The sequence below is a fragment of the Citrobacter sp. CK191 genome, assembly GCF_030333435.1.
GTDB lineage: Bacteria > Pseudomonadota > Gammaproteobacteria > Enterobacterales > Enterobacteriaceae > Citrobacter_B > Citrobacter_B koseri.
Window position 1 is genome coordinate 459,553 of the sequence record NZ_JAOWFX010000003.1, and the last position, 10,917, is coordinate 470,469.

Here is a 10,917-nt window from a genome sequence, read left to right on the forward strand (position 1 = left end):
GTATTCTGGCCTGCGGTTAGCGGTGTTTACGGAAAAACCAGTGCGTACAATCGATGATTTCGCCACTTTTAGGGTCCGGGTGATGTTGCAGGAAGGCAAAGCTCGGGCTGAATCCCAGCCACAAATCCCCCTTATTCATTAATGCCGCCCAGCAGCGATCCAGGCTTGCCGGATAGTCCATCGCCTGGCGATAGGCGTCCAGCAGGGCATCGTAATAACCTGCGTTAACGGCATACGCGCAGCCGCAGCCCGCGTTATAGATCCGCGCTACGCCCTTCAATGACTGGGTGAGCGTAAAGTTTTCATAGCGCCCGCCGAGCAGAAGCACCTGCCAGTTAAGCTGTTTCAGGCCATTCAGCAGCTTGTTGATGTCGTTAACGGCGTTCTCTTTTTTGACGAACTGCACGTCGGCATCCAGCAGCAACACATTTTTCCAGCCTTCTTTCTGCGCCCGCTCAAGCACCTGGCAGTGCGTTGCCAGTTCCGCCCGTTCCGCCGACGCCTCCGCGTTTTTCGCTACCGGCCAGATCTGTTCGCCGCGCAGGCCAAAATCCAGTAAAGCCTCGCAGCGACGGGCCAGCTCCGCCTCTTTTGCCGGGTCGTAGAGCACCGCCACCTTTTCAAAAGCCTGCCAGTTCACCTGAACATTTAGCGGCGCATGACTCAGTCGACGGTAGTGCGCCAGCAAGTTCGCGTCATCGACAATGTCTTCCAGCGTCAGATCCACCGGCGTGGAGCTGCCCATGATGAAATCTTTGTCATAGGTATTGCTGCTGTGCGAAATACAGAGAATGGCGCGCTTCGGATCTATCTGGTGAACCGGCGTGGTAAAGCCTTTCAGGAATCCCGTCTCTTCCGCTTTTGCCGCATCGTCGTCATAACGATTTTTTTTCAACAAATTGCGGTGATACCCAAAAGTGCCGTTCAGCGCATGTCTCGGCCCGAAAGGGTGCGTGATATAGATTTTGTCCAGATGGCTGTACCAGATATAAATCTGATCGCTGCCGGAGAACAGCGCGTTGCTGGCCTGCATCTGCGCCACCTGCCAGGAAATTTTATCCGGCGGGTAATAATCGTCATCGTCAAAACACAGGATGTACTCTCCCTGCGCCATCGCATTGAGCATGTTACGTTTTTGCCCCAGTACCAGACGCGCTTCACTGTGGACATAACGCACGTTGGGCTGCGACGGGTCCGTCATCATCTCAATCAGATCGGCATTGCTGACCGGAGAATCATCCAGAATAATCAGTTCGCGTTTGTCGGCCGGATAGTCCTGGTACTGCCAGATATACAGCAGATACGGCAGGAACTCGCGTCGGTTATACGTCGGGCAGACGACGCTAACAAACGGCGTGCTGTGAACGCGTGCCGTCTGCTGACGGTGAATCAGCGTCCCCATCAGAGAACGCGAAGACGTTTTCGGGAAACCCGGTTTGTTTCTTTTCATAGCGCTTATCGTTGACGAATCAGACGTTGTTGACGCAGCCAGCACTGGGCAGAGAGCGAATCGGTCATTTTCTGTTCCCGACGGTTGATTTCAGCCTGCCGGTCAGCGCGTTTAGCGTCGAGAACCAGCTCAATGCTTTTTTCCCGCTTCGCCTCCGCCAGCAGGTTGCCCTGAATTTTTTGCGCTTCCAGGTGCGCCAGCGCCTGCTCCTGTTTTTGCCAGTCGATAATGCGTTGAATGTTATGTTTATATTTCGACTGGTTAATCATCATGGCCGCACTGTTGGCGCTCTGGGACACCAGACCCGCAGCAAGTGACGTCAGCGTATCGATATTTTTCTCAAACCGTTGGCACAGCTGGTTTTGCGATGCCAGCTTCGTGCTTAAGTCTTCTACCGCGCGAGTGCGCAGCAGGTGAAGTTGCTCAAGCGTAGAAATCAGTTTGCTCATCGTGCATTACCCTGCCTGCGCCAGGGCGCACAGATCGCTGATTGTCGGCTCAAGCAGCGCGGCATCCTGGACTTCCTGTTGTAAGAATTGATTGATCGCGGGCGAAAGACGTACCGCTCTGTCTGCCAGCGGATCGGCGCCTGCAACGTATCCCCCCAGCGGGATCAGCGGTTTAATACTTTGGTATTCGGCATACAGCTGTTTCAGCGTGCGGGCGGCGAGCTGGTGCTCACGCTCCGTCACCTGACTCATACAGCGGCTGATAGACTGGCCGACATCAATCGCCGGATAATGCCCGGCCTCGGCAAGGTGGCGCGAAAGCACGATATGCCCGTCAAGCACCGCGCGGGCGCAGTCCACAATCGGATCTTGCTGATCGTCCCCTTCCGCCAGCACCGTATAGATCGCGGTCATCGATCCCTCGCTTTCGCTGTTTCCGGCGCTTTCAACCAGCCGCGGGATCATCCCAAACGCCGACGGCGGATAGCCTTTGGTCGCAGGTGGTTCGCCAAGCGACAGGGCGATTTCGCGCTGCGCCATCGCGTAACGCGTGAGGGAATCTACCAGCAGCAGAACGTCTTTCCCTTTATCGCGGTAATAGCCAGCAATGGTGTGGCATAACTCGGTGGCTTTAATGCGCATCAGCGGCGATTCATCCGCTGGCGCGGCGACAATCACCGACTTCGCCAGCCCTTCAGCCTGCAAAGCATTTTCAATAAACTCTTTGACTTCACGGCCTCGCTCACCGATCAGTCCTACCACCACGACTTCCGCCCGGGTGTAACGCGTGATCATGCCGAGCAGAACGCTTTTACCGACGCCGCTGCCCGCCATCAGCCCGACGCGCTGGCCTTTACCAATAGTCAGCAAGCCGTTGATGGCGCGAACGCCAACGTCCAGCGGCGCATGAACAGGCTGACGCTTAAGCGGATGCACCTGCGGAAGCTGCTGTGCTAACAGCGTATCTCCGCCGAGCTTTCCTTTATTATCAAGAGGTTCGCCAAGACCGTTTACCACGCGTCCCAGCCACTGATCGCCGATCATAACCCCTTCAGTTTTGCCTGCGGGAAACACGCGGGCGCCAGCGATCAGGCCAGAGGGATGCTTGAAGGGCATCAGGTAGGTCACGTCACGATCAAAGCCAACCACCTGCGCATCCATCATCTCCTGATCGACGCTTTCAACGTGGCACATCTGCCCTACCGCCAGACGACAACCGACGCACTCCAGCAGAATGCCGTTGACCCTGACCAACCGCCCGGCGACGCGCGCCAGATCGATCTGCTCGATAGAGCGCAGCGCCTCTTCAAAATCAAGGCTGCTCATGCGGCGATTCCGGCAGCAAACTGTTTTTCAGTACATCTACGCACTGATCGAGACGGTGCTGACAGCCCACATCCATCTCCGTGGTATCGGTGATAACGCGGCACTCTCCCGGCTCCAGAGAAGGATCGGCAACCAGTCCCCACTCACGCGCTTTCTCCGGTTCGGCCTCGCTGATGCGCATAAATTCTTCGCTGTTCAGCTGAACACGCACCTGCTCCGGCTGATGCGGCAGGCTGGTCAACGCCTCTTCCACCAGCGCCAGCAGTTGCGTCGGGTGCAACGCCAGTTCACAGCGGATCACCTGGCGGGTCACTTTTTCCACCAGTTGCAGCAACTCTTCGCGGCGACGCTGCTCGTAACGCTCCAGGTAGTTCCGCACCTCTGCGGTCAGGCGCTCAAACGGGGCGGCGGCGTCCAGGAACTGTTGGCGCGCCTGCTGTTTACCTTCAATCAGCCCTTTGCGCATCCCTTCGTCAAAACCAAGACGAATACCTTCCTGGTAGCCCTCTTCCCGGCCTTCTTCCATCCCTTGGGCAAACCCCCGGTTCATCCCTTCCTGGAACCCCTCTTTTACCTGTAACTGGTAGTCGGCGGGGTCCAGCGTCGGTGCGGCGTCTTCATCAGCGACAACACCGGCAGGCATCCTGCGATTACGCAGGGGCGGGAAGCGGTATAAGCGCGGCTTAACCACCGCCTGGCGGCTGGCGGTCAGGGCATCCAGCGGTAAACTCCGTTTCTTGAACATGGTTTACTCCACCGTCTGCTCGGCAAACAGTTGCACCTGAATTTCACCTTCTTCAGCCAGCTGGCGCACAACCTGCATGATCTCTTTGCGCACCTGCTCTATACGGCTGATCGGCACTGGCCCCAGGCGGGTCGTGGTGCTTTGCAGCAGCGTGACCTGGCGTTTTGGCATCACGTTAAAGATGGCCTGACGCAGAACCGGCTCCGTCCCTTTCAGGGCTACCGCCCACTCTTCGATCGGGATTTCATCCATCAGACGCTGCAACGTCACCGGCGTCTGACGACTGAGAATGTAGAACTCGTACATCTCGTCTTTCAGATCTTCGACCACTTTCTCGTCGCGCTCGCGCAGTTGATCCAGCAGCTGTTGCTGATTGCTGGGGATACGGTTAACGATGTTGGCGGCATGTTTGAGGCCAATCACTTTTGAACCATGCTCGGAAAGCACCGCGACGCCGCGATCGATCAGTCTGTCCAGTTCGTCGATAACGTCACGGTTGATGTCGTCCAGACGCGCGACGCGATAGATAATTTCATCCTGCCGTTCTTGCGGCAGAACGCTTAACACGCTGGCGGCAATATCCGGTGGCAGGAAGGCGAGAAAAACGGCCTGGAGCTGGAGATGTTCCTGCTCAATCAATGCCGCCAGCTGTGGGATATCGACCCATTGCAGGCGTGCCATACGGTAGCGAATTTCATCGCCGTAGATACCGTTGATCACGCTGCGGGCAATCTCACCGCCCAACGCTTTTTCCAGAATGCTGCGCAGATACGTGCGTGAGGCGCCGTTGATCCCGCTTTGTTCGCGGTAATCAGAGAAAAAATTGTTCATTGCCAGACGCGCCTGATGCACCTTCACATCATGGAGACGCGCCATCGTTTCGCTCAACAACATAACCTCTTCGCGGTTCAGCTTCTGCATCACCTGCGCGGCGGCCTCTTCGCCTACGCTCATCAGCAGGATCGCCGCCTGCTCCAGACGGCTGCGCCCGGCTGAGGCTGAGTGGTTTTTATCATTCCGGCTTACTGTTGCTTCGGTCATTGCTGTTGATCCATTGTTTCAGTACTTCTGCTACGCGCTCGGTTTCGCTCTGAGCCAACAGCTGGAGGAATTCCACTTTGGCTTCCAGGCCGGAGCTTTGCGGCGGCAGCAGATCTTCATTATTGTTGAACGCCGCTTTCGACAGGCTGGCGAACTCGTCATCGTTCATCACCACCCCATTGTCAGGCGCTTCCAGCTCTTTCTTCGTCGCCTCGCCATCAAGGGTGATCGGGTCGCGACGTCCAAAGCGCTGTACCAGCGGGCGAACGCCAAACAGCAATGTCAGCAAGGCCAGCAGCCCAATTCCGCCATTCTGTCCCCAGTACTGCATGGAAGGGTCTTGCCACCATTTCAGGTCTGGCATGACATCGTCTGCCGGGGCCGTGAAGGTCAGAACATCCAGCGTTAAGGCATCGCCGCGCGCTTTTTCGATACCCGCCGCGCTTTCCACCAGGCGCGTCATCGACGTCAGTTGTTCCGGCGTAATTTTCGCCAGCGCAGGAGCGGCCTGGTTCAGCACCACCGCGACACTCAGTTTTTCCAGCTTGTAACCCGGGTGGCGGATATGGCGAATATCACGATCAAACGCGTACTTACGCTGTTCCTGACTGCGGCTGGAAAGCGAGCGCGGGTCGGTGTTATTCGCGGCGTTTGCAGCGTTTTCAGCGGGCGGATTGCCCTCCGCCGGGTTGGCGGGAGCCTGCGGCGTCGGGTTGACCGGACGGTTACTCAGCGAGCCGGGAATGCCAAACGCCATTTCATTGGTGGTGTTTTCCTGGCTCAGTTGTTCATCGCTGACGCGCGGATCTTTACCCAGCCGTTCCTGAGTCTCTTCCACACGGCTTAAATCTACGGTCGGCGCAACGCTGATACGGAAGTTGCCCGGCCCCACTAACGACGTCAGCAGGCTGGTGATATTTTTCGTGGTATCCTCGCGAATGCGTTGCATGACGTCATCGCCCATACGCTTGCTCGTCATGCCGCCATCCGGGCCTTCGATGCCGTCAGACAACAAATTACCGCTCTGATCGACCACCCGCACCGCGCCAGGCTGCATACCCGGTACGCTTCCGGCCACCAGTTGAATGACAGAAGCGACCTGCTGCTCATCCAGTTTTCTGCCATAGTGCAGTTGCACCATGACCGATGCGCTGCTGGTCGGTTTATTGGTCAATACAAAGGAGCTGGACTCGTTAAGCCCAAGATGGACGCGCGCGTTTTCCACGGGGTCCAACGCCATGATGCTCTTCGCCAGTTCCCCTTCCAGGCTGCGTTTGTAACGGACATTCTGAATAAACTGGCTGCTGCCGAGCATCTCTTCTTTGTCCATCAATTCGTAGCCATCGGGCGTCGCCGCGCTGATGCCTTTTGCCGCCAGCGCCATTCGCGCCTGCGGCAGTTTGCTTTCGCTCACCAGAATCTGGCCATTGTCCGGGTTAATGCGGTAAGCGATGTTTTCTGCCCCCAGAACGTCCACCACCTGTGACACCGGCAGATGTTCCTGCGAACCATAGAGCGCGACATAACCCTGATTGCGGTTCCACAGCGACAGAATAATCGCGGCCGCCAGCACCACGCCGCCCACAATCGCCATGAGCTGGGGCTTATTCAGACCGGATGGCACCGACACGGAAGGGAGACGACTTTTAATCTTAGTAAGCACGGTTAAAACCTTAGAGCAGAATATTCATTACTTCGTCCAGTGCCGTGGTGAGCTTATTACGCACCTGCATCATGGCCGAAAAAGCCACGCTGGCTTTCTGACTTTCGATCATCGCACCGGCTAAGTCGTCGCTCAGCCCCATATCAATCGCTTTTTGCTTTACGCCTGCGCTGTGTTGAATCGCATCGACGTTATCGATAGCGTTATTCAGCGCGCCCGCAAAGGAAATCGGTTCACTGACGCCAAACGCGTTGCTGGCGGGAGCGATAGTTAAAGAGACGTCAACCGAACCGGCTGACGCTAATGAAGCGGTTTGCTGCATTCTGTTCAGCAACGCCTGGTGTGTCGTGTTAATGCCTGCGGCAGTAATCTTATCCATTCATCAATCCTTCCTGGCCTCAGGAATAACATTCAATATCAATACCCTCGTCGCGCATGGAGGCGAGACGATAACGTAGAGCGCGTGGGGTGATGCCTAAAAACTCTGCGGTTTTGGATTTGTTGCCTTTATGGCGTTTAAGCAGATCGATGATGTACTGGTATTCCGCCAGCCGTCCGTGCAGTTTGACATCGCGGATCGACGGGTTGCCCGTCTCCTGCTCGCGATAGGCAGGCATCATTTCGATAACCGGCGCTTCAGGCTGGGAAGCGCGAACGGCCAGGCCAAAGTCGGCGGCGTGAATCTCTTCGCCGTTGCACAAAATCATGCCGCGCTGAATCACATTCTCCAGTTCACGGACATTACCCGGCCAGTCGTATCTGAGCAGGACGGTACGCGCCTCATCGCTCAGACGCAGATCGCCTTTATGAAAAGCGCGGTATTTAGTGATAAAACGCTGGGCCAATGGCAGGATGTCCTGCCTGCGTTCACGCAGCGGCGTAATATGAATAGGCACGACGGAAATACGGTAGAAAAGATCCTGGCGGAAACGGCCTTCGGCAATTTCCTGCTGCAAATCTTTATTTGTAGAAGCGATCAGGCGAATATCCAACGGAATACGCTTATGGCTTCCCAGACGTTCAACTTCCTGCTCTTGCAATACGCGCAGTAATTTTGCCTGCAACGCCAACGGCATATCGCCAATCTCATCAAGCAGCAGCGTGCCGCCATTAGCTTGCTCAAATTTACCGGCGACGCTCGCAACAGCGCCGGTAAACGCGCCTTTCTCGTAACCAAATAAAATGGCTTCCAGCATACTCTCTGGAATAGCTGCACAGTTAACGCCGACATACGGGGCGTCACTGCCGCAGGCATTCTCGTGAATGTATTTGGCGATACACTCTTTCCCTGTTCCCGTTTCGCCCGTAATCAGTACTGATACATTATACTTAGCAACGCGACGCGCTAACGACATTACGCTAACGCTGGCAGGAGAAACGGCGATAAAGCCATTTCTATTACGATCTTCGCATTCAATGATAATACTCATTTAGGTGTACCAACAGAAAAAACAAAATAAGAAATATGCTGTTCAGCCATTATTCAAAGCATCTTTTAAAAACATCACAAACCCAGTTTGTTAATGGGTTTTTATAAGATGTTAATAAAAATAAACAGTTTTTTTAACTCATGAATCAGGCAACTTTCATAAAGTAAAGGCAGTATACGTAGCGAATAGGAATTGTCTTGTTTTTAATGGGTATTAAAATATTAATCTATAAAAATCAATGAATTAAAAAAGTTATTAATGAGAAAATTCCTAGAGAAATAATGGATTAATAACCCCTGGATGCTTGCAATAGCAGGGTTAAGATTGTCTAATCTACATCCTGACGTAATGTGTGAGAGTTTTCGACAGCGACGTTTCTTCTGTGTTGTTCAAGAGCGACACATAATTTTTAAAACTCAAATACCTCCAGGAAATTTTACGGTTCACGCTACACAACAACCAAAAAGTGGCGTTATTTTTCATCTAAACTTTTGGTAACCCGGAATAATCATGAACCCTGCATCACAGCGAGTCAGAATTCATCAGAGAAAGGATTTACCTTCTCTGGTAAAGCTCGACACCAGTAAACTCGGTCGGCCGTGGCACAAGTTACCCAAGTTGATGAATGACAGTTTTGACATACTTGATGCACGCCTGAGCATTTATTTTCTGAAGAAACTCCGTGTTAATGCCGCGTTGAAGTCGATGACCTTCGCAATCGACCAGCAATATAAGAATGCGCAGGTTTTTTCGACGCCTTACGGAAATGTCGCCTTTGTTATTGATCGCATCTTATTGCTGAACATCCTTCATGATTATTACGGTTTAAGTAAAGACAGCAGCCATGTTGCGCCAGATGAATCGTTGCGCGTGACAAAAACAGAAGAACGCCTGAGAAGTAAACTGGGTCAGGAACTCACGCAACTGGTGATTTGCAAAGAAACCTTTGGCGAAAATCTCGATATTAAGGTCGATTATTCAACGGTCATTAGCCACTGGTCCTGGTGCATTACCTTTACCCTCGAAGGGTACGATCATGGCTCTTTTACCATTCTGCTCGATCACCACCATGTTGATCAGATGCTGGCGATACTCCGTTCGCCAGATGCGGCCGATAGCCGCGCCGTGAAAAGCGTGCCCCTGAGCCCTGCGCAGATAGAACGGTTGTTCGACAGTCTGCCGTTAAAACTGAGCGGGCGTCTGGCCAGCCTGAACCTGACCGTCGCCCAGATTTCCGATATTAAACCCGGGGATATCATCCCCATCGCCATTAACGAACCTTTACCGGTATTTATCGGCAAAGAACAGATTTTTGAGGCTGCTATCGTTGAAGATCGTAGCAAGCTGTTTTTGTGCGATATCTATGATAAGACAACCGAGAAGCAATATGAGTGATTTGCAACACGAGCTAAGCCAGTCTCTTGACCTGGATGACCTGAACCTTAGCGATATGACGCAGGAAGACACCGTCGAAGGGAATATCCGCCTGGATTTGCAGCCTGAAACGCGCAACACCGCGATGACGGATATCCGTAAAATGGCGCTGTTTAGCCGCATTCCCGTGACGCTGACGCTGGAAGTCGCTTCCGTAAATATCTCGCTTGCTGAATTAATGTCAGTCAACAGCGATTCGGTGGTCGAACTGGACAAGATGGCGGGCGAGCCGCTGGACATTAAAGTGAATGGCATTCTGTTTGGTAAAGCAGAAGTGGTGGTGCTCAACGATAAATACGGCCTGCGAATCATTGAATTCAACGCCAAAGAACTCGGTGAGCTCACGCGATGAACCGCTTGTTTAACAGAAGCGGCATCGCTCTGCTGCTCCTGAGTCTGCTTGTCGCACAACCGGCACTGGCTGCAAATGGCGACATTACCCTCTTTAGCACCGCCGCCAACGGCGCAGGTCAGGATTACAACGTTAAAATTGAGATCCTGATCCTGATGACTTTGCTTGGCTTATTGCCGATCATGGTGCTGATGATGACCTGTTTCACCCGCTTCATTATCGTTCTGGCGATTCTGCGCCAGGCGCTCGGGCTGCAACAAAGTCCACCCAATAAAATTCTTACCGGGATTGCGCTGGCGCTGACATTGCTGGTGATGCGCCCGGTCTGGACCACGATTTATACTGACGCCATTGACCCTTTTCAAAAAGATGAAATCACGCTGAAACAGGCGCTGGCGAAGGCGGAAGTGCCGCTGAAGAACTACATGCTGGCCCAGACGAACAATAAAGCGATGGCGCAAATGATGAGCATCGCCGGGATCGAGGGCGATGCGCGCGAGCAGGATCTCACGATCGTGACTCCGGCCTATCTGCTGAGCGAACTGAAAACCGCCTTCCAGATCGGCTTTATGATCTATATCCCCTTCCTGGTGATCGACCTGATTGTCGCCAGTATCCTGATGGCGATGGGGATGATGATGCTCTCGCCGCTGATTGTCTCGCTGCCCTTTAAGCTGATGCTGTTCGTCCTGTGCGATGGCTGGACATTGATCGTCGGTACGCTGGCCTCCAGCGTTCAGGGTCTTTAGCGATGATGAACATGGACACGGCAGGCGACATCATGGCGACCGGCATCCATCTGGTGCTGCTGATTTCCGCCGTCGCCATTATTCCCAGCCTGATTGTCGGGCTGTGCGTCAGTATTTTTCAGGCCACCACGCAAATTAACGAACAGACGCTGAGCTTTCTGCCGCGACTGGTCGTCACCCTGGGCGTGCTGATCTTCGCCGGTAAGTGGATGCTGACGCAACTGGTGGATTTTACGATCCAGATCTTTCACCAGGCGGCGGCGCTGGTCGGTTAAGCG

At 53.9% G+C, this 10,917-nt stretch carries 12 protein-coding genes; 4 read left to right on the forward strand and 8 right to left on the reverse strand.

Features of this window, described 5'->3' with window-relative positions:
• Positions 1-16: 16 nt before the first annotated feature.
• From OGV82_RS02150 to OGV82_RS02185, 8 genes are read right to left on the reverse strand one after another with little or no spacing between them, the layout of a single operon-like run.
• On the reverse strand, positions 17-1,450 hold the full coding sequence (locus OGV82_RS02150) for a glycosyltransferase family 2 protein (protein ID WP_233596554.1): 1,434 nt from the start codon (positions 1,448-1,450) through the stop codon (positions 17-19).
• Positions 1,451-1,455: 5 nt separating this feature from the next.
• Complete coding sequence (fliJ, locus tag OGV82_RS02155; protein WP_012133712.1) at positions 1,456-1,899, reverse strand: flagellar export protein FliJ; 444 nt, start codon at positions 1,897-1,899, stop codon at positions 1,456-1,458.
• A 6-nt stretch (positions 1,900-1,905) separates the two neighbouring features.
• Entirely contained in the window at positions 1,906-3,225 is a 1,320-nt protein-coding gene (fliI, locus tag OGV82_RS02160) for a flagellar protein export ATPase FliI (protein WP_058668664.1), read from the reverse strand.
• Positions 3,212-3,970 carry a flagellar assembly protein FliH gene (gene fliH, locus OGV82_RS02165; protein ID WP_101743924.1) on the reverse strand — a complete coding sequence of 253 codons (759 nt, stop codon included), beginning with the start codon at positions 3,968-3,970 and terminating at the stop codon, positions 3,212-3,214. Before fliH ends, fliI begins: the two co-directional genes overlap by 14 nt.
• A gap of 3 nt (positions 3,971-3,973) precedes the next feature.
• Positions 3,974-5,011 (reverse strand): flagellar motor switch protein FliG, encoded by a 1,038-nt coding sequence (locus OGV82_RS02170; protein WP_012133715.1) that lies wholly within the window; start codon positions 5,009-5,011, stop codon positions 3,974-3,976.
• Positions 4,983-6,674, reverse strand: a complete 1,692-nt coding sequence (gene fliF / locus OGV82_RS02175; protein ID WP_101743925.1) for a flagellar basal-body MS-ring/collar protein FliF — start codon at positions 6,672-6,674, stop codon at positions 4,983-4,985. Before fliF ends, OGV82_RS02170 begins: the two co-directional genes overlap by 29 nt.
• 10 nt (positions 6,675-6,684) lie before the next feature.
• Positions 6,685-7,053 (reverse strand): flagellar hook-basal body complex protein FliE, encoded by a 369-nt coding sequence (gene fliE / locus OGV82_RS02180; RefSeq protein ID WP_286462609.1) that lies wholly within the window; start codon positions 7,051-7,053, stop codon positions 6,685-6,687.
• Between the two features lie 19 nt (positions 7,054-7,072).
• A complete protein-coding gene (locus tag OGV82_RS02185; RefSeq protein WP_101743927.1) occupies positions 7,073-8,104 on the reverse strand; it encodes a sigma-54 interaction domain-containing protein in 1,032 nt (343 codons plus the stop codon).
• Between the two features lie 510 nt (positions 8,105-8,614).
• Here OGV82_RS02185 and OGV82_RS02190 point away from each other — a divergent pair.
• The 4 genes from OGV82_RS02190 to fliQ are packed head-to-tail and all read left to right on the forward strand — an operon-like array spanning position 8,615 to position 10,914.
• Entirely contained in the window at positions 8,615-9,499 is an 885-nt protein-coding gene (locus tag OGV82_RS02190) for a FliM/FliN family flagellar motor switch protein (protein ID WP_047458648.1), read from the forward strand.
• Positions 9,492-9,890 carry a flagellar motor switch protein FliN gene (fliN, locus tag OGV82_RS02195; RefSeq protein ID WP_012133720.1) on the forward strand — a complete coding sequence of 133 codons (399 nt, stop codon included), beginning with the start codon at positions 9,492-9,494 and terminating at the stop codon, positions 9,888-9,890. The genes OGV82_RS02190 and fliN overlap by 8 nt, the downstream gene beginning before the upstream one ends.
• Entirely contained in the window at positions 9,887-10,639 is a 753-nt protein-coding gene (gene fliP, locus OGV82_RS02200; RefSeq protein WP_101743928.1) for a flagellar type III secretion system pore protein FliP, read from the forward strand. The genes fliN and fliP overlap by 4 nt, the downstream gene beginning before the upstream one ends.
• A 2-nt stretch (positions 10,640-10,641) precedes the next feature.
• The gene (gene fliQ / locus OGV82_RS02205; RefSeq protein ID WP_012133722.1) at positions 10,642-10,914 is read left to right on the forward strand and encodes a flagellar biosynthesis protein FliQ; all 273 of its coding nucleotides are present in this window, start codon (positions 10,642-10,644) and stop codon (positions 10,912-10,914) included.
• Positions 10,915-10,917: the final 3 nt, after the last annotated feature.